At 66.7% G+C, this 22,738-nt stretch carries 18 protein-coding genes; 7 read left to right on the plus strand and 11 right to left on the minus strand.

Annotation, left to right across the window (positions count from 1 at the left end; genetic code table 11):
- The first annotated feature begins 48 nt into the window (after positions 1-48).
- Positions 49-660 carry a hypothetical protein gene (locus tag AC3EU2_RS09510; protein ID WP_488176058.1) on the plus strand — a complete coding sequence of 204 codons (612 nt, stop codon included), beginning with the start codon at positions 49-51 and terminating at the stop codon, positions 658-660.
- Positions 661-723: 63 nt separating this feature from the next.
- Here AC3EU2_RS09510 and AC3EU2_RS09515 read toward each other — a convergent pair whose 3' ends face one another.
- Together AC3EU2_RS09515 and AC3EU2_RS09520 are read right to left on the minus strand one after the other, a co-directional pair.
- A complete protein-coding gene (locus AC3EU2_RS09515) occupies positions 724-1,830 on the minus strand; it encodes an FAD-dependent oxidoreductase (protein ID WP_488176059.1) in 1,107 nt (368 codons plus the stop codon).
- Entirely contained in the window at positions 1,823-2,824 is a 1,002-nt protein-coding gene (locus tag AC3EU2_RS09520; RefSeq protein ID WP_488176060.1) for an alpha/beta fold hydrolase, read from the minus strand. The genes AC3EU2_RS09515 and AC3EU2_RS09520 overlap by 8 nt, the downstream gene beginning before the upstream one ends.
- Positions 2,825-2,933: 109 nt before the next feature.
- Between AC3EU2_RS09520 and AC3EU2_RS09525 the strand changes: the two genes are divergently transcribed.
- Positions 2,934-3,629: a winged helix-turn-helix transcriptional regulator gene (locus AC3EU2_RS09525; RefSeq protein ID WP_488176061.1), complete on the plus strand. Its 696-nt coding sequence runs from the start codon at positions 2,934-2,936 to the stop codon at positions 3,627-3,629.
- Between the two features lie 77 nt (positions 3,630-3,706).
- On the opposite strand, the gene AC3EU2_RS09530 is transcribed toward AC3EU2_RS09525, so the two are convergent.
- Positions 3,707-4,039, minus strand: coding sequence for a cupin domain-containing protein (locus tag AC3EU2_RS09530; protein WP_488176062.1), 333 nt, complete (start codon positions 4,037-4,039; stop codon positions 3,707-3,709).
- A 574-nt stretch (positions 4,040-4,613) separates the two neighbouring features.
- On the opposite strand from AC3EU2_RS09530, the gene AC3EU2_RS09535 reads away from it, so the two are divergent.
- Entirely contained in the window at positions 4,614-5,690 is a 1,077-nt protein-coding gene (locus tag AC3EU2_RS09535; RefSeq protein ID WP_488176063.1) for a J domain-containing protein, read from the plus strand.
- Between the two features lie 397 nt (positions 5,691-6,087).
- Here AC3EU2_RS09535 and AC3EU2_RS09540 read toward each other — a convergent pair whose 3' ends face one another.
- The 8 genes from AC3EU2_RS09540 to istA all read right to left on the minus strand — a co-directional run bounded on the left by AC3EU2_RS09540 (position 6,088) and on the right by istA (position 13,355).
- On the minus strand, positions 6,088-7,200 hold the full coding sequence (locus AC3EU2_RS09540; RefSeq protein ID WP_488176064.1) for a site-specific integrase: 1,113 nt from the start codon (positions 7,198-7,200) through the stop codon (positions 6,088-6,090).
- The gene (locus AC3EU2_RS09545; RefSeq protein ID WP_035940871.1) at positions 7,200-7,400 is read right to left on the minus strand and encodes a helix-turn-helix domain-containing protein; all 201 of its coding nucleotides are present in this window, start codon (positions 7,398-7,400) and stop codon (positions 7,200-7,202) included. Before AC3EU2_RS09545 ends, AC3EU2_RS09540 begins: the two co-directional genes overlap by 1 nt.
- Before the next feature lie 81 nt (positions 7,401-7,481).
- Entirely contained in the window at positions 7,482-8,804 is a 1,323-nt protein-coding gene (locus AC3EU2_RS09550) for a hypothetical protein (RefSeq protein ID WP_488176065.1), read from the minus strand.
- Positions 8,801-9,133, minus strand: a complete 333-nt coding sequence (locus AC3EU2_RS09555) for a hypothetical protein (RefSeq protein WP_488176066.1) — start codon at positions 9,131-9,133, stop codon at positions 8,801-8,803. Before AC3EU2_RS09555 ends, AC3EU2_RS09550 begins: the two co-directional genes overlap by 4 nt.
- 13 nt (positions 9,134-9,146) lie before the next feature.
- Positions 9,147-10,355 (minus strand): CHC2 zinc finger domain-containing protein, encoded by a 1,209-nt coding sequence (locus AC3EU2_RS09560; RefSeq protein ID WP_488176067.1) that lies wholly within the window; start codon positions 10,353-10,355, stop codon positions 9,147-9,149.
- On the minus strand, positions 10,352-10,993 hold the full coding sequence (locus AC3EU2_RS09565; protein WP_488176068.1) for a hypothetical protein: 642 nt from the start codon (positions 10,991-10,993) through the stop codon (positions 10,352-10,354). Before AC3EU2_RS09565 ends, AC3EU2_RS09560 begins: the two co-directional genes overlap by 4 nt.
- Positions 10,994-11,337: 344 nt before the next feature.
- Positions 11,338-12,138: an IS21-like element helper ATPase IstB gene (gene istB, locus AC3EU2_RS09570; RefSeq protein ID WP_488176069.1), complete on the minus strand. Its 801-nt coding sequence runs from the start codon at positions 12,136-12,138 to the stop codon at positions 11,338-11,340.
- Complete coding sequence (gene istA / locus AC3EU2_RS09575) at positions 12,138-13,355, minus strand: IS21 family transposase (protein WP_488176070.1); 1,218 nt, start codon at positions 13,353-13,355, stop codon at positions 12,138-12,140. Before istA ends, istB begins: the two co-directional genes overlap by 1 nt.
- A gap of 1,043 nt (positions 13,356-14,398) precedes the next feature.
- Between istA and AC3EU2_RS09580 the strand changes: the two genes are divergently transcribed.
- The 4 genes from AC3EU2_RS09580 to AC3EU2_RS09595 are packed head-to-tail and all read left to right on the plus strand — an operon-like array spanning position 14,399 to position 22,552.
- Positions 14,399-15,559 carry a hypothetical protein gene (locus AC3EU2_RS09580; protein WP_488176071.1) on the plus strand — a complete coding sequence of 387 codons (1,161 nt, stop codon included), beginning with the start codon at positions 14,399-14,401 and terminating at the stop codon, positions 15,557-15,559.
- On the plus strand, positions 15,556-17,661 hold the full coding sequence (locus tag AC3EU2_RS09585; protein WP_488176072.1) for a caspase family protein: 2,106 nt from the start codon (positions 15,556-15,558) through the stop codon (positions 17,659-17,661). The genes AC3EU2_RS09580 and AC3EU2_RS09585 overlap by 4 nt, the downstream gene beginning before the upstream one ends.
- Positions 17,662-17,675: 14 nt before the next feature.
- Complete coding sequence (locus tag AC3EU2_RS09590) at positions 17,676-18,626, plus strand: AAA family ATPase (RefSeq protein WP_488176073.1); 951 nt, start codon at positions 17,676-17,678, stop codon at positions 18,624-18,626.
- Positions 18,626-22,552 carry an SAV_2336 N-terminal domain-related protein gene (locus tag AC3EU2_RS09595; protein WP_488179470.1) on the plus strand — a complete coding sequence of 1,309 codons (3,927 nt, stop codon included), beginning with the start codon at positions 18,626-18,628 and terminating at the stop codon, positions 22,550-22,552. Before AC3EU2_RS09590 ends, AC3EU2_RS09595 begins: the two co-directional genes overlap by 1 nt.
- Positions 22,553-22,738: the final 186 nt, after the last annotated feature.

The following is a 22,738-nucleotide window of genomic DNA, read 5'->3' on the forward strand; positions in this document are numbered from 1 at the left end:
GTCCGGAGCAACCAGCAACCAGCAACCAGTAGGCACCAGGAGGTCGCGATGTTCGCGCAGATGTTCACCGGCAAGGTCACCGACGCGGAGGCCGTCCGCGCCACCCTCGAGAGCTGGCCGGCGGGAGCCGGGCGTGACGCGAAGGGATGGCTGGGATCGACGGCCGGCATCACCGACGACGGCCTCCTCGTGGCCCTCGCCCGCTTCGAGTCCGCGGACGCGGCGCGCGCCAACAGCGACCGGCCCGAGCAGGGCGAGTGGTGGGACTCACTGGCGGCGAACCTCGACGGCGAGGCCACCTTCTTCGACAGCGTCGAGGTCGACGAGGACCTCGTCGGCGACCCGGACACCGCCGGGTTCGTCCAGGTGATGCGAGGACAGGTCAGCGACACCGCCCGCGCTCGTGAGCTGGCCGGGACGGACTCGGGAGCGTGGGCCCGCTTCCGCCCCGACATCCTCGGCTCGCTCCTGCTCACCCGCGACGACGGGGGGTACGTCATGGCGATCTACTTCACGTCCGAGGCCGAGGCCAGGGTGGGCGAGAAGACCGAACCCCCCGCCGAGCTGGCGGCGACCATGCAGGAGATGAACGACCTGGAGGTCGGCGAGGTCACCTTCTACGACCTGCGCGACCCTTGGATGGTGTCGCCCTCCACCTAGGCATCCGGGTTGAGGGTGGAGGTCCGCACGGCCGCCGCCATCGCCACCACCGCCGCCGCCGGGTCAGGGATCCGGGACGAGGGCGGAGTAGTTGCTGCGGAAGATCCGTTGGCCGACGAGCCGCAGCACCGTGTCTCGTGCGAGCCGGGGCAGGGCCCGGGTGCGGTCGCGTCGATGCGTCTGGGCGCGGACGAAGCGCACCCGTGGTCGTCGCCGGTCCTCGTAGCGGGTCAGTGGGAGGTGGTGGGACGCGACGTCGGCGAGGACCAGCGCGTCCTCCAGTGCCATCCCGACGCCTTCGGCCATGTTGGGTGACATCGCGTGTGCGGCGTCGCCGACGAGCACGGTCGACCCCTTCACCCAGGGCGTGTGGTCGACCTCTTGGATCGGGGTGAAGTGGGGCGTTCCACCGGAGCCGAGGAACTCGTTGACGAGCGTGGGCACCGGGTGGGCGAAGCCGGCATACCGGCGTGCCAGTGCCTCCGGGTCGCCGGCGACCGGGTCGACCCCGGTGGGCGCGTCGGCGTCGGCGTAGCAGTACGTCAGTCCTCGTCCGAGCGGGACCGTGAGGAAGGCTGCTCGGCTTCCGAGGTGCACCGTCCACGACGTGATCGCGTCCCATCCCTCGACGAGGAAGCGCCAGCTCACCTGGTGCAGGAACCGTGGCTCGCCCCCTCCGAAGGCTGCGTCCCTGACCCAGGAGCGGACGCCGTCGGCGCCGACCACCAGGTCGTGGTCACGGGCGGAACCGTCGTGGAGGACCGCGTGGACCCGGGCGCCCCGGGGGGCGAGTGTCGTGACCGTGGTCCCCATCCGCACGGGGATCCCGTCGGCCAGCACCTCGTGGAGGTCGCGGTGGCTGATGGCGACGCACGGCCCGACCGACCCCCACACCGAGCGAAGATCGACCTCGAGCAGCACGCGCCCGCGCCGGTCGAGGAACCGCTGCCGGCTGATGGGGTGGGCCCGGTCGAGGACGACGTCCCCGACCTGCAGGGCACCGAGGGCCCGGACGGCATTCGCCGGCAGGTACACCCCCGCGCCCGGGTGCGAACGACGGGGTGCCCGCTCGACCACGTCGACCTCGGCGCCTCGCTGGATGAGGGCCCGCGCGGTGGCAAGCCCCGCGATCCCGCCGCCCACGACGAGCACGTGTGTCGTGTCAGCCACGGTTCTCCTCGTTCGTGGGAGGCGGTCGTCGAGCGGGGGAGACGACGTCACGGTCGGTGGCCCGTGGGAGCGAGAGGGCGAAGCGCTCGAGAAGTGCCGCCACGCGCTGGGGGTTCCCGAGCTGGGGCACATGTCCTGCCGGCAGCAGCTCGAGGCGGGCATGCGGGATCAACGCGGCCACGGCCTTCGCCTGCGCCACCGGCAGGACCGGGTCATGGGTGCCACAGACCATCAGGGTGGGGACCGCCAGTCGGCGCAGGTCGTCCGCTCGGATGCGGGCGGCCGGTCGCGGCCCGAGCGGTGAGAAGAGGGCACGGAGCTCCGCGCTGTTCGCCGCGACCGCGACCGGGTCCCGTGCCGCGTCGACGATGGAGTCGAGCAGGTCGGGGTACCGCCGAATCGTCTCGCCCTCGCCGACCGAAGACATCAGGCGTAGCACCATCCGCCGGTTCGGTTTCACGGCACGGGTGAGGAGGGGGCCCACCGTCGGCGTGGCCAGCAGCCGGATCGGCAGGGGGATGCGGCTGCCGGGCATCAGTGGCACCGAACCGAGCATGACGAGCCCGCGTACCCGCTCGGGACGGGCGAGGGCATACCAGACCGCCCAGATTCCCCCGCCCGAGGCGCCGACGAGGACCGCCGACTCGACCCGCAAGCCGTCGAGGACCTCGTCGATGAACCGCACGGCACTGTCCCGGAAGGACGCTCCTGGGACGTCGACCGGCTCACTGAGCCCGAACCCCGGACGGTCGACGAGGACCGAGCGCACTCCCGTGAGGTGCTCGAGGAGCATCAGGTGCGACAGGGAGGACGTGTTGTTGCCGTGCAGGTGGACGGTGACCGGTCCGTCCCCGGCTTCGATGAGGTGGACCCGCGCCGACCCGGCCCTGATGAAGCGGCCCTCGGCGCCGGCGGCACGGACCATCCGGTCGTACCGCTCGTGCAGGGCGCCCGGGTGACCGGGGACCCGCGACCCCCTCAGCTGTGCCGTCATCGCCACTCCTTCGCGTGCTCGTCCTCCTCGAACGATCGGTCCCCCCGCTCCTCCCGGCTAGTTCGAATCTCGCACTGCCCAGGGCCGCGCCCGGTGGGACACTGAAGACGTGGGCTCGAGTGAGATCCCCGGATACTGCTCGTTCACCAAGGCCATCGAGCACCTCGGTGACCGATGGAGCCTGCTCATCGTGCGGGAGCTGGGGGTCTTCGGACCGCAGGGCTTCAACGGTCTCGCGCTCGGGCTACCGGGCCGGATCTCCCGCTCGGTCCTCGCCGATCGGCTTCGGCGTCTGGAGAGCCTGGGTCTGGTGTCGCACGCCGACGACGGCGCCCCGCATCCGGCATACCGCCTCACCGCGGTCGGTCAGGGTCTGATGCCCACCCTCGCCACGCTTCGGGACTGGGCGGACACCTGGCTGCCGGACGATCCCGACATGCTGGACCGCGACCCCGACGTCCTGCTCGCCTGGCTGGCGCAGCGTGCGGACCTCGACCGGGCACCCGAGCGACCCGTCGTCCTTGAGGTGAGGCTGCACCACCGACGCGACCGGAGGTACTGGCTCGTGCTGCAGCAGGGCGAGGCTTACGGGTGCCTGACCGACCCGTTGCTGGACGGCAGCCGCTACGTCTACCTCGACTCCTCCCTGCCCGCGCTGCTCGCGATCGCGAGGGGGAGGAGGAGCTGGTCCGACGGCTTCGACGACGGCTCCGTGCGGGGCAGCGGCAACCCTGACCTGCTACGGCGTGTGCCGAGGTGGTTCGTGCCCGCCGCGAGCACGGTGCACTCGGCGCGCGCGGGGTGAGGCGAGGGCCACCCCCCGGTGCGGGTCCTCGGCGCGGGTGGCCCGAGACCCCGGTGGTCGCGGGGACCCAGCGAACCTCAGCGGTGCTTGGCCACCGTGAGGAGGACCGCGGAGTCCTCCAGTGCCTCGAGGCTGTGGCGGGCCTGAGGGACGACGAGCAGGTCCCCGGGGGAACCCTCCCAGGACTGTTCCCCTGACGCGAGCCGCACCCGACCGAGCAGCACGTGGACGGTGGCCTCACCCGGGTTCTCGTGCTCGTCGAGGCGGCGACCTGCTGCCAGCGCGATCACCGTCTGGCGCAGGACGTGTTCGTTGCCGCCATAGACGGTGTCCGCCCCACGCCCGCTGGACGCCTGCTGCGCGATCTTGAGCTGCTGCCGGGCCAGGGCCGTGAGCGACGTCTTCTCCATGCCCCGACCCTGCCACACCTGGTCGCGGCCCCGCTCCGCGGTCAAGGATGGGCGGGGATCAATGATGGGGGCTTGGATGACGCCTGCGCGGAGGAGGACTCCGGTGGTCGTGGTGGCCAGGGACGGGGTCGAACCGTCGACCTTCCGATTTTCAGACAGAGGCATCACCGCAGGTCAGCAAGGGTGAGAGGACTGTCGTGCAACTTCTCATGCAACTTCTCGATCGGCTCGGCGGTCAGGACTCGTCGTCAGCTTGACCCGCTGGTGAAACACGCCGCCTACGGGGCACCGTGCGATCGTGGGGCGCCGACTGCCTCCCCGCCTTGAGCGCGGCCGCGTCAGTCCCGGTATAGAGGTCGTAGTCTCCGACGTCTTCGCTATTTTGTCTCTTGTGGGTGCGCACGTCCGCGCGAACCGGTAGGTATTTGACGTGACTTCTTCGTGGGGCCGAGATTGGCGACAGAGCAGGTCCGCACGGCAGCGCCCACCAGCGTGGTACAGCGGATCTAATGTTGGTACCACGAGCAGGTCGTGTTGAGCGTGACCGGCACCGCGTGTAGGCCTGGGGCTCCCTGTGGATGAGCAGCGCGCTGTCCCTCTCTCTTGGTCGGCCTCAGAGTCCTTCTACCGGGTTCTCGGTGTGTCGGAAGCGGCAGACAGAGTCCAGATCGTTCAAGCATCTAGGAGGCTGGCACGGGCGATGCATCCCGACGTCCGGCCAGGCAGCGAGGAGCGGTTCAAGTTGGTTCTTGAGGCGCAACAGGTGCTGACTCACCCGGAGCAACGACATCGCTACGACCAGCACCGAGGCGCGATCCAGTTGCAGGAGCGAGAGCAGGCGAGGCGACAGAGGGAGGCAGCCGCAGCCGAAACGGCGGCCCGCGCCGCGCGCGAGGAACAGGTCCGAAGGGCCACAGCGGAAACCGCTGAGCGTGAGGCTTGGCTCCTTCGCAGGGAGGAAGATGCCCGCCGACTCCGTGAGGATGAGTCGCGCCGGCGTCGGCATGCAGCTGAGGCCGCGGCTCGGGCCGCTCAGACTGCACCAACCGCCTGGCAAGTGAAGTACACGTGGTCTGATCGGCAGCTAAGAGACCTCCTATCAGTTCGTGGGCAGGACGAAGTCGTCACGGTCGTGGGCCAACCCGGATTTCATCGGAGCGGGTTCTCGTTCGTGAGCGGCGCGGACGGGGGCCGCGTCGAGGTCCCTGCCGGGCTGATGCCCGGGACATACACGATCGACGGGCGAGGATGGTTCGCCCCGTTTGGAGGTCCACGAGGGAACTTGATCCTCCGGTATTACTGGCCCAGTCCCGTGCGGGGAGCGGATATCTCGCACTCCGTCTCGCGACAAGGTCGCAATCGTTGGCGAAGTGGGCGTTTCACAGGACCGGTGACGGGCGACGTGCTGGGCATCCCCGCTGGGGCGGGCAACGCCACGCTCAAGTACGTCGGCCAAGGGTGCGCAGGTGAGTTTGGGGGAGGTTCTGGCGACCTCCTTGTCGACATCATCTTCGAAGGCCGCCAACGCACACGCATGACACATCGACTGCTCCTGGGGATGGGCGCTCTCGCCCGTTTCGTCATGTGGTCGGTCCTGGCAGTGCTTGGTTTGCTGCTAGTCGCCGCAGGCATCCGCTTCTGGACCTCATAGGAATTGAAGCGTTTGGCTTGGTGGAGCACCGCGGATGGGCAAGGGGTCACCTGGGAGATGAGCCTCGCCTCGACGGAGGCGATGTCGATCCGCGTTGGTTTCGCAGCCAGGACAGGGCGAATCGGTGGTTGGCCCGTCCGGGTCCATCGTTGCCACGCCAGCTCGTTGATCTCTCAAGCGCGCTTCAGCGGTACGTCGATGGCGAGCAGCTGCGAAAGGCGAGGTACGGATGGACGGCGAGCGGACGGAGCATCCAGGTCGTGGTCGTGCCGTGCAGGCAACCGTGCATTCAGCAAATGCCGGCAGCTTATGGTTCTGCCGTGGCAGTTCGCCTTGCTCCGGGGACCACCTGAGGCCGTGGCTCCGCTACCGCGCGGGCTGCGCCACCCGAGGTTATTCAGAACCGTTTCGGCAGCTTGGCCGCGTCACCCTCCTCCGCGAGGGCCGAGAGGGCGTCGGCGATCTGCGCATCGCGCCCCTCGACGGCGTGCATGTATCGCTGGGCCGCGGTATTCGAGGAGTGGCCGAGCCGCTGCTTGAGGTCGGCGAGGCTGGCGCCCGTGGAGGCCGCGAGGGTTTGGCCGGTATGGCGGAGGTCGTGGAAGGAGATGTCGACACCGACCTTGGTCCGGGCGCGTACGAAGGCTTGATAGATGGTGTTGCCTCTGGCCCGTTTCCCATCACGGCCGACCGTGAAAAACTCCGGGCCAGCGAACTCTTCGAGATGGGCCTGCAGGATGGACAGCACGTGCGGTGGGATGGTCACGGTGCGCTTGCCGGCATTGCTCTTGGGGTCCTTCTCGAACCTCACTGGCGACTCAAGGAGCTCGACCCAGTTCTTCGCGACGCGGACGCGATGGCTTTGGAGGTCGACGTCGGCAGTACGGATCGCGCACACCTCCCCGCGGCGCAGGCCGCACCAGGCAGCGAGGACGACCGCGGCCCGATAGCGAGGCGTGATGGCTTCGATGAGTTCGGCGATCTGACTCGGGGTGGCGACACTTCGCTCGGGTGTCCGTTCGGATCCGGCCCCTGGGATCTGACAGGGGTTGCGGGGGATGGCTCCGTCGTTAACGGCGACATTCATCACGGATCGCAACAGCCGGTATGACTGGCTGATGGACGTGCGACCGCCATCGCCCTTCAGCGCCTTTGCGTGCCATGCCCGCACCAGGGGCGGGGTGATGGTGACAATGGGCAAGTCGAGCAAGTCCTTGAGGTGCAGACGCATGTTTCGCCGACAGGTCTCGGCCCAACGGAGACCGATGCGGGGGTTCTCGTCGAGATAGGCCTCGCAGGCGTCGCGCAGCGTCCTCCGCCCGAGGCCCGCGTCGGGCAGCCAATGGCCACGCTTGATCTCCTGCTCAATTCGATCTAGGTAGCGATGGGCGTCAGCCTCGGTGCGGAACGTCTCGGGTGCGTTGACCCTGCGGCGATTTGGATCGGTGAAGGACGCCTGAAACCGACCGGAGGGAAGGCGGCGGATGAGGCCGAACTTCCTTCGGACCATCAGGCGCCTGCCAGGTGCGAGAGGTCGATTGGTTCGACTTCCCCGTCGCGGACGAACTCGCTGAGCGCGTCCTCGGGGATCCGCACGTGCCGGCCGACCCGGACGAACCGGATGCGTCGCTCGGCGATGAGGCGGCGCGGGAAGCGTTCCGAAGTGCCGAGAATCTCGGCGGCTTGACCGACGGTCAGCAAGTGCACCATGTCGAGTCCTCCTGGTTCAGGTTCCATGGGTACACCGGTCCTGTGGGGCACCGCGGGTCCTTTCGCTGCTGAACGTCGTCGCTAGCAAATGGTGGCCGCAAGCGATGCGGGCCGACGGGCCAGCTGGGTCGTGGCGCTACGGGTGGCGACGGCGGCCGCACGCCAGGCAGCGTCGAGGTCTTTGATGTCGAAGTACTCGACGGTGATGTAGCGCCCCTTGAGACGGTCGTTGAGGCGCTCCGGCGAACCCTCGACGCGGCGTGCCGGTGCGTACAGGACCTCCCCGTCGGCCAGTGGCCGAAGGAAGGAGCGGGCGGCTGTCAGCCGACGGTCGAGAGTGGTCATGGCCTGCCCGAGGCTGTCCGTGGCACGATCCCGCTCCTGCCCAGTGAGCCCAGACGAACGAGTCCGCGTTTCTTCGAGGGCGAGGAAGAGCTCGCGGCTGGCCGTGATGAAGTCGGTACTAGGCCTGACGAGCGTTGTCAGCCCGGGAACCCACGCCTTGTCCGCGGCCGCGAGGGCGTGCCTGGCTTCGACCAATGGCGTCGTCGCACCGTCCCGCCCCCGTACAACGTCTGGTCGGTCGCCGACTGCGGCGAGGGAGGCGGCGATGTGGGCACCTTGGTTGACCAGCATGTGCAGCGATTGGGCGCTGGGGATGCGTGCCCGCAGCTCGACCTCACTGGCGAACGCCCACGCGCTCACCGATCGATCGAGAGCCGTGTCTCCGACCTCGTCGTCCGCCAGGGCTGGCAGGCCCCGAAACGACACGGGCGGGGCAGCCTCCAGCAACGGCTGCATTGCTGCCAGGGCAGCCTCGACATGCTTCCCAATGGCCAGGGGTCGATCGGCGGCGCCGAGAGAACCCCGGGCGAGGGTGTGGCGGGCGAGGACGGCCGCAGCCGCGAGCACGTGCGCCGCGTTGGTTGCGATCTCACTCGTATCCGGAACCTGCTGCAACCCAAGGACATCGACCAGGTCAGCCAAGGCGCCGAGCGCGCAGGTGATGCGTGCGACCGGGTTCGGGTCGGTGGCATCGGGCAGCATGACGCTCGTCGTCGCGTCCGGTGTAGGCAGGAGCCGCAGTCCGCCGCGCCGAGGGAGCGCCACCCCGCGGGCCGAGGAATGCTCACTCATTCGGATCGCATCCTCCGGTCGCACGGCCGCGTCAGCCTCGGATGAGCGCAGAAGGGGCGGATAGCGGTCGACGATCTCCCTGAGGATGTCCGCGCACGGGGCTCCTCTGGCCACTCTCGTGCCCTGGTACCCAATGCTGCCGACGAGGAAGCGGTGCAGGTTGGCGTCGAATGCCTCCCACTGCTTCTGTGTGACCGGTTCGTCGCTGGATCGCACCTCTCGGGTGAGGACGGCGACTCGTTCGACCAGCTGGTCGACGGTGATCATGCGGCACCGGGCCTCGTTGCGATCCGGAACAGCTCGTGGACGTGCCACGCGCACAACGGCAGGTCGGGTGGGCCGTCGAAAGGGGGGATCTGGTCGAGCGCGGCGAGTGCCTCCCCCAGGTGTGTGGCGACATCCGCGGCTGGGACAGGTGGGTCGTTGACCTCTCCCCCCCTGGCCCCAGGGAGGGCTGCCGCGGAGAGTCGGATCTGCGCCGCGAACGCGCTCCCCGTGACCTCGTCGGTCTTGGCCCCCTGTGCGGACTCTGCGGCGGCGTCGAGGTGGCCATGCGCGAGGTCGATGAGGTCTTGGGCTCGGGCGGTCATGGTCATGGAGGGGCTTCTTTCACAGGTGAGGGGTGAACGCGGTCGCGGGCGCGGCTGCCGGTCCGTGGGGGGCCAGCCGTGCGAGTTCGTATGCCGGGTGGCGGGCTTGCGTCAGTAGGCTGCGGAGCCCCCTGGGGCCGTGTTCGGCGATCCAGTCGGCAGGATCCCGCCCGGCGGGGAGGTCCGCCACCGCGATCGGGTGATGGAGTTGCCGGTGCAGCAGGTCGACCCAGCGGGCGGCGCCATCGCGTCCGGCGGGGTCGCCGTCGAGGGCGAGGTACACCCGCTGCGGCGACAAGGCCGAGACGTGGCGGGCCTGGTCCCGGCTCACGCTCGTGCCGCCGGTCGAGACGGCGACGACGGGCAGGTTCGCGCCCACTCCAGCGGCGGCCACCGCGAGTACGTCCAACGGTCCCTCCACGACGACGACGTGCGCAGGGCGGCCGGGGTGGGACTCGACCACGTAGAGCATGGTCGACTTGTCGAATACCGCTGTGTGCGTGGGGTTTCGGTACCTCGGCCCGTGCGAGTTCTCCAGAGTCTGCCGGCCGATGAACCCGGTCAGGTGACCCTCGGAGTCGCGAACCGGGACGACCAGCCGTCCACGCAGGGTGTCGATCAGTGTGCCTCGACGCGTGCGCTGTGACAGATCCAGGGCGAGTAACTCGTCGTCGCTCACGCCGGCGCGGCTGAGGTGGCGGGTCGTCATGGCCCATGCGGCGCCGGTGTGCCCGACGACGTGGGACTCGAGTGCTGCCTCGACCGGGGCGACGTCGAGTCCGCGGTGGTTTCGCAGCCAGGAGAGGGCGAACTCGTGGTTGACCGGCCGGGTCCAGCGTTGCCACGCCAGCTCGTTGGTCTCCCACGCCCGCTCCGGGGTGACGTCGATCGTGGGCGGCTGCGGTAAGGGGGAGGCGGGCGCTCGGTGAGCGGACGGCATACCGAGGTCGTGGTCGTTTTCGAGGTAGGCGACGGCGTCGCGGAAGGTGAGGTTGCGGAGACGGGCGACGTATTCGATGACGTCGCCGGAGGCGCCGCAGCCGAAGCAGTGGAACCGGTCGGGGATGCCGCCGACGGACAGGGATGCGGTGTGGTCCTCGTGCAGGGGGCAGCAGCCCATGAGGGACTTGCCGGTGGGGCGGAGTTCGACTCCGGAGGCGGCGATGACGTCTTCAATGCGGTGGCGGGACCGGATGGCGGCGACGTCGATGGTGCCGGTGGCAGTCACGGCGACACCGCCCGCGCTAGGGCCGTCGTGCGCGCGACGGCGGTAATGGTGTGGTGGTGGCGGGCGAAGTGCTCGGCCGTCATGTCGGGGTTGGTGGCGAGGGCTCGTTGGTAGGTCCGCTGGACCAAGGTGCGGCTGGTGGTCACGGCGATGACGGCGTAGGTGTCCCACGTCTTGTCATAGGCGTAGAGCAGGCCCTCGGTGGCGCCGGGGTGGCGCTTGAAGGAGATGCGGACGTCGTGCTTGGCGCCCCAGCGCATGCCGAAGTCCTCGTCGAGGCCCCGGTCGCCGTGGCGGGCGTTGAAGGCCTTGGGGCCCACCCATTCGAGAGTGGGCGTCGGAGTGGGGGACCGGCCAGTTGATCGGGTGATGATGTCGCGCAGCTGTTCGACTTCGGTGACGCCGCCGTCCAGTGCATGGCAGAGCTGCGCCACGGCGCGGCTGAAGACGGGCTCCTCTTGGGTCTCCATAGCCACGGCCATGAGAAGGAAGGCATTGCGGCGGCCTTCGAGGTAGGGCGAATCACTCTCCCTCTCGATCAGGGCGTGATTGTTGATCGCCATCCGCAGGGCGAGGGCCTCAAGGTCCTCGTGCTTCGAGCTCTCGGTGGTGTGGTCCGGGTCCGTGATGTCGCGCATCGGTTCGACCTCCCCGCACGACCGGATGTCGCGCTATGAGGAGGACACCGTCAGAGCGGGGCACTCAGAGGTGAGCTCGCAGCGCGCGGGAAGAAGCCGTTGAGTCTGTCCCGTGACGGAGGCAGATCCGATGCGGGGCGGAAAGCGGATCGCGAGCCGAAGGCGCCATCGGCGGTGCCTTCTGTCGGCCCCACAGCCCTGTGCGATCCAGACGGAGGCCTGTGGTCCCTGCGAGCGTCGGGCTGCCCGGTCTGGGCGCCCCACTTCGCCCACTAGTGCTGTCGGCAACGCTCGAAAATGAGGCCGATGCGACGCTCGAAAACGAGGCCACCGGTTCGTGTTGTTCAGTCTGCCGTGTCTTGGGTCTTGATGCTGGGCAGGGTGTCGATCCCGCGGTTGCGTAGCCGGTAGCTGGCGCCCTTGAGGGTGAGGACGTCGGCATGGTGGACGACGCGGTCGATCATCGCGGCAGCGACGGCCTGGTCCCCGAAGACGCCGCCCCAGCCGCTGAACGGCAGGTTGGACGTGAGGATGAGCGAGGCGTGTTCGTAGCGGCTGGACACGAGTTGGAAGAACAGGTTCGCGGCGTCTTGCTCGAAGGGCAGGTAGCCGACCTCGTCGACGATGATCAGCCCGTAGCGCCGTAGCCGGGTGAGCTCTTGCGGGAGCCGGCCGGCGCGGTGGGCGTCGGTGAGCCGGGTGACCCACTCGGTCGCGGTCGCGAACAGGACCCGGTGGCCGTGGTGGGCTGCGGCGATCCCCAGGCCGGTGGCCAGATGGGTCTTGCCGGTGCCCGGCGGGCCCAACAGGACCACGTTGCGGGCTTCGGTGAGGAAGCCGCCCGATGCGAGCGAGGCGACCTGTTGCCGGACGGCGGGTTGGGCGTCCCAGACGAACTCCTCGAGCGTCTTGCGTGCGGCGAAGCCTGCGGCGCGGATCCGCAGCTGGGCGCCGGAGGCGTTCCTGGCTGCGACCTCGCGGTCGAGGACGGCGGCGAGGTATTCCTCGTGGGTCCAGCCGGCGTCGCGGGCGTGGTCGGCCAGCCGGGCGGCGGCTTCGGTGATCCTGGGCGCTTTCAACGCGGACGCCAGGTAGGTGAGCTGCTTGAGCGCCTCGGTCGCGTCGCTCTTGGTCCTGGCTGCCATCAGGCCACCTCCTCACCGTCGACGAGCCCGAACGCGCGGTCGTAGTCGCGCAGGTCCCGCACCAGTTCGTCGGGCGGGTCGGCAGCCGGCAGGGGCGCCTGGAACCGCTCGCGCAGCTGCTTCGCGGCGGCCACGTGGGCGGGGTCGGTGAGCGTCTGCCCGCGGGCCCAGACCCGGTCATGAGCAGCGACGAGCCGGCCGTCGTGGCGGACCTCGACCCGGGACAGGTCGGCATGGACGTCGACGAACCGGCCGATCACCGCCGGGTCCACGGAGTAGTCGCTGCTGTCGACGCGCACGTAGTAGTCGCGTCCCAGCCGGACCCGGTTGACCCACCCCACCGCCGGCGGCACCGGCGGCAGCGGCAGCATCGCCGCCTTGTCAGCGTCGATCAGATCGACCGGCCGCGCCCGGGTCGTGCGCACCACCCGGCCGTTCGCCAGATCCAGCCAGCCACCGAACTGGGTGTTGAAGTCAGCAGGCGATGCGAAGTCACGACCGGGCATGAACGAGGTTTCGAAGTAGCCGTTCCTGCGTTCGACCAGCCCCTTCGATTCGGGGTCGTTCGGCTTGAGCCGCTGCAACGTCGTGGCAAGCGTGCCGGTGAAGGCCCCCACGCCCTCAGCGTGTCGCTTCCCGCGGCCGATGCCGGACTCGTTGTCCCAGATCAGCCGACGCGGCACCCGACCGAGCAACTGCAGCAGCATCCACATCCCCAGCAGCAGATCGACCGTGTGCCGGGTCGGGATCATCCGGCCGAGCATGAACCGGGAATGCGCCGCGGTCATCACCAGCACCGGCAACAGTGTCTTGGTGCCGTCCTCGAGCGGGATCTTCTTCGGCGGGAACCACAGGTCGCACTGCACGGCATCACCCGGCAGCCAGATCAACCGGTCCGCCGGATCCACCGGCCGATGCTCCGGCCGCAGCAGCCGCACGTTGTCGCGGAACCAGGTGATCGACCCCGTCCACCCGACCCGCTCGGCGAGCACCGTCGCGGGCATGTCAGGCGTCGCCGCGAGCAGCTGACGCACCGCTGGCTCGAACGGCGTGAACGAGGTCGGCCCCGTCGCCCGCTCATACCTCGGCGGCCGGTCCGACGCCAGCGCCCGCTCAACCGTCGACCTACCGACACCCAAGTCCCGAGCAACCTGACGATGCGAAACACCGTCCGCCACCAGCCGCCGGATCAGAGCCCAATCCTCCACAGAGATCACCCATCCAATCTGTCTGGGTGGCCTCGTTTTCGACCGTCGCTATGGCCTCGTTTTCAAGCGTCGTCGACAAGTGCGCTCCCTCCCGTCCTGGTTCCGACGTCAGGCTTCAGGCGACCTGAATGCCCAGCCGCTCGATCGAATCTTGTCGGAGCTTGATCTACCGACTGCCGTTAGCGAATCCTCCTTTGTGCCCCGATCACCCCAATTGCCTAGACGGTCCGGCGCCATGTCCCTAGTCTGCAGCCAGCCGCTGCGGACACGCTCGCCCCGCGGTAATCAATTGCGGGAAGGGCTGCTCAAGAGTCCGGAGGGGCGTCCTGTTCGCGATTCTGCGCGTCGGTTACCAGCGATCGGCCTCGAACATGTGGCCAGACTCGCCCTTCCACCAGTGGTGGGACCCCAAACTCCGAACAGCGTGGCGCACTAGTGGCAGCGGGCTGCACGAGGCGTGTTCGACTTGCGCTACGTATTTAGCCTCCTTTGCAGCTCGAGGCGCGAGATGCCTACGACCAGTCCGTGGCAACGGCGGTGACTGACGCGGCTCGAACCAAGTCGCCTTCGCCGCCGACGACTTCACTCACGTCGTGTTGTCATTCACAGAATGGCGCCCGGAGGTAGGAGGGGCGATCTCGACGCCGACGACTGGCCGGGACCGAGCTTGTCCACCCGATCGATGCTATGTGCGGGCACGTCCACGGTTGAGAGGTACTCGTCGAGGTTGCGGGCGGAGATCCGCGGCCGTCCGTGGCACCCCTTGTAGCGCAAGATGGTAAAGTCGTGGTCAGTGAGGACGTGAAGCCGGGCCCTCACATTCTGAGTTGTGAACGCTCGTAGGGGGTGCCATGGGTGGCGAGCTTCTGGACGAGGGCGGAGAAGGTCCGAGACGTCCGAGCCGCCTGGGGGGTGTTCTCGCGTGATCTGAATAGCAGCCCTCACGGAATGGCCGGAAGCGCGGCATCATGTTAACATCGCAGGTTGGAAACACAGGCCCGGGCAGGTGAGATGCGCATGACCGGTCGGCTGGCGCAAGCGGAGGGTGAGTCATGACGCGCACCACCTTGCTTTTCGTCCACGGCACAGGGTTGCGCGGCGTCGCGTATGCGAAAACGCTGCAGACCATCGAGGCGCAGGCAAAGAGGAGGAATCTGCCGGCGGACGTCAAAGGCTGCTATTGGGGTGGCTCCCCTGGGGCCACGCTCAATGCCGAAATCAAGTCTGTGCCGGGCTATTTGAGTGCGGGCGGTGGCCCGCCGTCGCCAGCGGACGAAGAGACGGCACTATGGGCGGTCCTTTACACCGACCCTTGGTACGAACTCCGTCTGCTTCGCACCTATCGAGGCGAGCTTGGCGAGGAGCCTGCTGCCGAGTACATTGAGCAGGACGTTGGCGGTCTGCCGGGCGACGGCGACCTGCGGGATCACCTTGTCCTTTATGACCTCATTGACTTCTTCGCAACGGCGAAGATGGATTTGATCGATTCTGATGAGTTCATTGAGGCGCTCGCGACGGCGCGTGGACAAGCACCTTTGCACCGCGAGGCCATTGCTCGAGCCCTCATTGCTCGCGTCCATGTTATGGCCGTCGACTCTGGAATGCCCGCCCAGAGCGGCGCACTAAGGGACGCGCTCGTCAGGGCCGCCATTGACGAGCTCGGAGGCCAGACCATGGCTCTCAAGGACTTTCTCGCGAGACCGCTCAAGGGAATCGCGACCTGGTATGCGACCGGACGCCGCGGACGCATCACCGACAAGACCGGTAACACGAGCGGCGACATTATGCGCTACCTCGCCCGTGGCGATGCCGCTCGCGACTTCATCACTCACCAGCTTAAGAGCCTTTCATCAGACGGACCTGTTGTTGTACTCGCCCACTCCTTGGGCGGCATCATGGCCGCCGACCTTCTGGTGCGCTCGAGCTTCCCGGGGGTCAAGTCATTGATCACCGTCGGCTCGCAGACGCCGTACCTATTCGAGATCGGCGCCTTCCCCGGCCTCGAACCTCCGCAAGAACTTCCCGATCATTTCCCGGCGCGCTGGATTAACGTGTACGACCCACGCGACCTGCTCTCGTACATCGGAGAGGACGTGTTTCCCGGCCGCATCAAGGATGTCGAAGTCGACAACGGTCAGCCCTTCCCGGACTCTCACAGTGCGTACTGGACGAACTCAGCGGTTTGGGATGCCATTGAAGGAGCCCTTTCGTGACACGTGACGCCGCGAAGGTGCATGTGGTCGCGGTCGGCATCGAGACTTATAGGAACGCCGCGTTAGCGACGCTCATGGGTCCAGCGCGACATGCGGTGGCGTTCGCGGAGTGGGCCATCTCGACGCAGGACCAGCCTGCGTCGGTGTGGCTTGCGTGCGCGCCCGCCGAGCGCGAGCAACCAAATCCACTCCAGTACCGGATCGACGCGCTGGCCGCCAAGGGAGTGACCGTCCTAGACGCCAACCTGCAGACTTTGCAGGATCTCTTTTCGTCGCTTCAGAAGATCGAAGGCGAGTTGTTGCTCGTCTACTGGGCCGGACACGGCCTGCTGAACGAGAACGACGAGCGGATTGTGTTCACGGCCGATACGACGACCGAGGTGAACCGGTATTTGCCGCTTAAGAACCTCGAGCAGTTTCTTCGGCGCTACAAGAACTTCGACACTCAAGTCTTCTTCATAGACGCATGTGCGAACCTCAACGAGGATGTCCCTGGACGATTCGACAGTGGGACGTTCGCCGTCAACCGCAGGCTCTTGCGTAAGACTCCTCAGTCATGGGTCTTCTCCGCCGCACTCGGAGCTTTCAGCAATACGAGCGAGACGACGGAGACCACGTTCTCGGGGAGCCTACTGACTTGGCTCGAAAGCCGCAGCATTGTCGACCTCGACGTCGACGCAGCATTCAAACACATAGACACGACCATTAAGCAACGGACGACGGGCCGCACAGCGAAAGGTCATCCGGTCCAACACCGAGTGCACACCCCCACGCGGGACGACGATCGCTCTTACGGGCGGAGCCCCGATCAACTTATGTGGACACCGCGGCAGGTCCGCCGGTTCAGCGCGACAGCTGAACGGCTAGGTGTCGACGCCGATCACCTGATCGCGCTCATAAGGCCGATCGTTGACCTTGGGACGGCTGACGAGGACACCACTTTGGGGGACTTGATCGCGGATGTGATCGGTCAGAAGAGAAGGCACACACTCTTCGCGGCATTCCGCGAAGGGCTCGGGCGCGAGGTCGCCGACCAGCTCCGCTCCGAATGGGAGTTGAGTGACAAGGTGCTGCCCTTTCTTAGGCCCCTTCGAAGGGCCACGCTCGACCAGCGGCGCGGACCCTTCTGGCTGCACGTCCCTGGGGAGGAGGGAATCCCGTCCCACCTTGACGATTCCCTCCGTGTCGCAGCCGAGCACGGCGACACCAACCTCGTCAACTTCGTCGTCGCGCTTGAGCAAGCGACAGGGGAGACCGTCCCTCGGGCCGCGTTCGACAGCTGGGTCGACGATGAGGAGCTCGAGCGGATTCGTGCGGCTCTCCCGGCCAAACTTCAGCCTGCACGGATCGTGTTGTCGTTGCCCGTTGCTAGTGGCACGACATGGCCGACGCGGTTCAGCGTCTACATCCGCCCACCGGGCGGCGAATTCAAGATGGTCCAAGAGGTCACTTGCGAGCCGACGGAGGACTCGGTGAAAGCCGCCGTAACAGAGTGGCTGGTCCACATGAGTTACACAGTGAATGCGGAGTTCTCTATCGGCCTTATCGTTCCACGCAAAGTGGTCGAGGGATGCCTCCCTGAAGCTTGGCATGTTGAATCGGAGGATGGCGACATCCACGGTATTATGTGGCATCTATGGCCGACCTACTTGCACATGGCTGAGCGCAGAGCCCGTCCGGGTTGGGGCGACGCGTGGGGGAAGCAAGTCGCGCGGGTCCTCACCGACGTCAGCGGAAACGAGGCCAGAATCGCGTGGATCGAGGCTGGCATGACAGCTGCCGCACCACAGCCCGGCGAGCCGCCAATACACTGCCATGTGCTGAAGGGCCGGGTCGGACCGAAGGAGTGTGGAGGTACCTCGATAGCGAACAGCGCAGGCGTCGGAGCGGCGTTCGTCTTCTGGATGCACGAGTCGCCCGGTGACTGGTCCCAGACAAGGGACCTGGTCAAGGAGGTCGTCACACATGGGCCGTTCGAGCAGACGCCCTCCCGGCTTCATGCGAAGCGCACCCAGAACGATCCGATCGCAAACAACATCCGGATGATTTGGGACCATCCATCAGAACTGCCCGTTCGGCCGCTACTCGCGGCCTTGGAATGAATGGTGTGGCCGCAATGAGTGACTGGCAGATCTATCGCGGCGACAATAGGCCGAGGCGACCTGACATACCCATTGCCCCGCCGTGGCGCAGATTCGACTCTGATGCAGAGTCGGCGCCTCCGGCAGAGCCAGTCGATCTTGTGGAGAAGGCGACCTTCCAAGCGCCGCCCCAAGTAGTCGACGCCGTGAATGCTGCGCTCCGACTGCGACGCCCCCTGCTGCTCACGGGTGACCCGGGGTCGGGAAAGTCGTCCCTCATCGATGCCGTGGCCAGGGAACTCGATCTCGGCAAGGTCCTTCGCTGGCATGTCACTTCACGTAGCACGCTCACTGACGCCCTTTACCGATACGACGCCATCGGCCGGATGCAAGCCGAGCAATTCGAAGAGGGGACGGCGATCGGCGATTTCCTGCGACTCGGCCCGCTCGGGTCTGCGCTGATACCCCGCGATCGGCCGCGGGCACTGCTCGTCGACGAGATCGATAAGAGCGATATCGACCTGCCCAACGACCTGCTCAACATCTTTGAGCGCGGCGAGTTTGAAATCCCTGAACTGAGTCGGCATTCAGTCGACACCGTCGACATCAGAGAGCACGAAAGCGACTCTCGGGTGCCGATCACAAAGGGCAAAGTGCGCTGTCGCGAGTTCCCGTTCGTCGTGCTCACCAGCAACGGAGAACGCGACTTCCCACCCGCCTTTCTGCGTCGATGCATCCGGCTAAGAATGCCGACGGCAGGAATAGGTTTGCTTACTGACATTGTGACGGCGCACCTCGGCGAGAAGAAGGCGGCCGCCGCGACCAAGCTGATCAGCGATTTCGAGGGCAGTCAGAAACTCAAGGCAACTGACCAGCTGCTCAACGCGGCCTACCTCGTTACAAATGATGTTCTTCCGGATGACCCAGCTAAGCGGCAGGAAATTCTCGACACGCTCCTCAAAGAGTTGACGTCTGATACCGCATGATGGATCGGCTGATCGCGGCGCTATTCGCGACCGGCGTCGAGCCTGACTGGCGCGATGTCGCCGACATCCTGTGGCTGGCGACTGAAGCAGCGCCGGCCGGAGCCCACTCAGGCTACGAAGGGGCAACGGCACCTCTGGCACCGAGCGGATCGCGGGCCGATGACTCTCGCGCCAACGAGCGGCTCAGGGCGTCCGCGGAGGCGGACGCGCTCGACGGCGGAAGTGAGAGCGGGCCGCGAAACGCGGCGTCCGTCAGCGCCGATGCCATTGCAACTTCGGCGACATGGCTGAGCCGCACAGCAGGCGAGGCGGCCGACGTCGAGGCCAGTGTGTCGGCATCCCGCAGGCTCGCGCTGCCAGGGGAAGCCGACATCGCCCGCGCGTTAAGACCGCTGAGACAGTCGCGACCTGCCCGAATCTCAAGAATGCTCGACGTGGACCGCACCGTCGACGAGTACTGTCGAACGCGGGTGCTGATGCCGGTCCTGCGCGCCGCACCCGTGCGCTGGTTCGACGAGATTGCTCTCGTCGTCGACACCCACTCCACCCTTGCAGTATGGAGCCATACGATCGACGAACTTGAAGCGCTGCTCAATCGCATGGGGGCCTCGGGCCGCGTCACGCGCTGGACCTTAGGCGCGGACAGCAAGGGCACTTACCTCGTCTCGCAAGTGCGACAACGTCAGCGCTCAGATGCTGTCGGCGGCGGGCGTGCGACGGAAACGCGGCACGACCCGCGCCACCTTGTCGACTACGACGGGCGACGGCTTACCCTGGTCATCACTGATTGTCTGGGGCCGGTCTGGCGAGGCTTAGCCGGTTGGAATGCCATCGACATGTGGGGTAGGAGCGGTCCAGTCGCCATCGTCCAGGTGCTGCCGGAGCGGCTTTGGGAGGCCACCGCGATGGGACCAGCCGACGTTGTCGTGTCGTCTGACCACCGTGGCGAACCTAACGCTCAGCTCGAGTCCCGGCTCCCCTGGTGGTGGGAAGGGGAGGGTAGACCGAACGTCGTGCCGGTGATCACGCTCGACGCGGACCGACTTCGGGGATGGGCCAAGATGATCATGGGGGGAGGCGCTCGCACAGCAGGCGTCTTGCTACATCCTGACGCCCGATCTCCCGTCTTCGAGCCTGCCCATGCTGCCCAGCGATCGCCGGACGAAATCGTCGCCACCTTCCGGGCAACCGTATCTCCCGAGGCCGCCACGCTTGCCGTCATGCTATCCGCCGTCGATGCATCGCTGCCTGTGGCGCGCATCCTGTTGCGCAGCCTGTTCCCAGCGCCGCGGCTGTCGCACCTTGCCGAGGTGTTGGCCGGGGGCTTGGTCAAACCATCGCCGGGCCGCCCCGAGGTGTACGACTTCCTCCCCGGTGTCCGCGAGCAGCTGCAGCCATATCTCACAACAACTATGACCTTTGATGTGTGGCGTGCGGTGACTCCATACCTCGACAAGTACGCCCCTGACAGAGCTCCTTTCTCAATCCTCTTCGGCGACGCCGCCGGCGAAGCCGCCGGCGGATCGCCCATGGCAGATGTCGTCGATGCGCTTGCCAAGAGGTTCAGGCTAGGCCGCTTCGCAGGAACAACCACTGCAGCCGCTAGCGAAGACAAAGAAGCGAGGGGAGATGCCACAACAGTTGCGTCGGACGATCCCGACCGACCAACTATGTCCGTAGGGCCCCCACAGGAGTTCCCCGAGTCGATCACGATCCGCGCTTCGTTCTCAGACGGTGAGGAGGTAATCGACTGGACGTGGGGAGAAGACTCGACCCAGCGTGAACGGTACGGTTTGGCCCGCGAGGTGGCACATCTACTCGATGCGATCCACAAGGGTCGCAGCCGCGCCGACACCGCCTTGTCTGTGCGCACCGCCGCTCACGCACTCGATCGTGTCATCCCGCCGCAGTTGTCTCGGGCTCTCGGGTCGCAGCCGCGCGTTCGGCCCGCGCTCGCCATCGAGACGAACATGCCTACCGTGCCCTGGCACCTGATCGCAGCATCGATGCGCCGGCCTCGCAACGACGAGCTTGCGTCCGTTCTCGCGGTCCGCTCACGGCTGACCGTGGTCCCGGTCGGGTGGCGCGCGCGTCACAGTGGCCCTCTCATGGTCAGACGCGTGAGCGTCCTCACCGAGAGGACGTCCGGCGGGCAGGACGGGCCACCTCTGTTCGGCGACTTGATGACCGCGGAGATCAAGACGACCAAGGCCACCCGAGCTAGCATGCTGACCGCGCTTGCAGACAGCGAAATCGTCCACGTTTCGCTGGGCGCCCGCCGACGACGCAACGAGCACGGACTTGACTTCGGTGACGGGACTTCGATCACGTACTCGGAACTCGCCGAGCTCGACCTGGTGCGCGGGCCATTCGTGTTCCTGGACGTGCCCGGCGGTTCGGGGCTCGCGTCCGCGCTGCTCCTGTCTGGCGCGCGCGCAGTCATCGCGCGCGCCTGGCGGGTTGACGAGCGCGTCAGCGACCGCCTCGCCAGGAGCCTCTATCGCGACCTGATGGCGCGCAGCTCGACCGCCGATGCGCTGTCTCGAAGCCAAAGAACGCTGGTGAAGGTTCCCGCCGACCGGTCCTCCGCGCTCGCGTACCTGCATTTTGGGGAGGGGTCGCTCACGATGGAGATGGTCTTGGCGGACGGTGAATCGTCACCAAACGGGGAGTGGCTCGCCGCGGATACGGGCTCGACTGCGGTGACGAGCGGCGAGGATGCCTCGTTGTCGACACTTGAGGCACGAGACCTCGCGCTGATCATGAGGCCCGCAGCGCGAGGGGGTTATGACCTGACCGTTGCAGGTGCGGTTGCGAGGGAAGTACATCTGCCGATCACATCGGATGAGTTGTCATTTCTGGTGGACGAGGCGCGCGAGGCGTTGTTCACCGTCGTCGATTCGACCGATGGCCAAGGCAAGCGTGCATTACAGACAGGCGTAACTGTGCCATCGGACATCGAGGCCAACGCGCTCTCAACGTTGGCCCAGGCAGGCGGCCGACTGTTCGCGGGATTGTTCCTGCACTCGGCCGCAAACCCCGATGTCGCTCGCGTCGGGGCATGGCTTAGGGAGCAGGCAATGCAGCCCAATGTCTCGCTCACGGTCCAAGTGGTAGGTGCAGCAGCTGCTGCCATTCCGTGGCAATTGCTCTACCTCGGCGAAACACATGACAGCTCCAGCCTCGACTGGGACAATTTTTTCGGCATTCGCCACATCGTTGAACTGATCGCGCTCCAACCGCATGAGCAGTTGAATGTTCAGGACAACAGGATCGATAGCGCGCCAAACTTGATGGTTGGGCTGAACATAAACAGCGCGGTTGACCTCCAGCTCAATACAGCCCGGGGGCTTAGCCATCAAGCCTGGTGGTCGACCACCGCTGGCCAGCGATCAGGGCTAACACTTCTGTCGCGAGACACGCGCGATTCGGTCCTGGAGGCACTCCACGACCCGGCGACCGCGGACCAGATCGTCTACTTCCTCTGTCATGGCACCAGAAGCGGCAAGGACGGGAATCCGGGAGGTGCTAGCCTCTCTCTGGCCGAGGGTGGACCTATCACACTCCGCGAGCTGGAAAGCCGCCAGCCCCTGAGGCCGCTCATGCAGAGCCCGCTCGTCTTTATCAACGCCTCCGAGTCCGCGTACCTCACGCCCAAATTGAACGCTGGCTTCGTGCCCTATTTTCTCGCTAGGGGCGCCAGGGCCGTGATCGGCACGCAGGTCAAGATACCGCTCCTGTTCGCAACATATTTCGCCGAAGCCTTCTTCGATCGCTTCTTCGATGGTGAGTCGGCGGGCCAGGCCATTCTGACCGTTAGGCGTCAACTCTTACTCGCGCACGGCAACCCACTCGGCTTGGCCTACTCGATACATGGAGATGTCGGCACTCGTATCCAGCCTCCGCTGGATCGCCCCAGCGAATAGCCTCCACAGAACGGGTCGGCGCGGTCACATTCACAGAACCATAATCGAGCCTGACCTGTCCCACGTGGTGACGAAGTGCCCGCACTGTATCTCAGGCACCGGCTGGCAGCCCTCCACCCGGTACCCCCACATCACTACGCGGGGGCACTTGACCACCCGTCTGCGGCACGATCACGCTCTTCATCC

The organism is Knoellia sp. B-D-2, assembly GCF_057714695.1.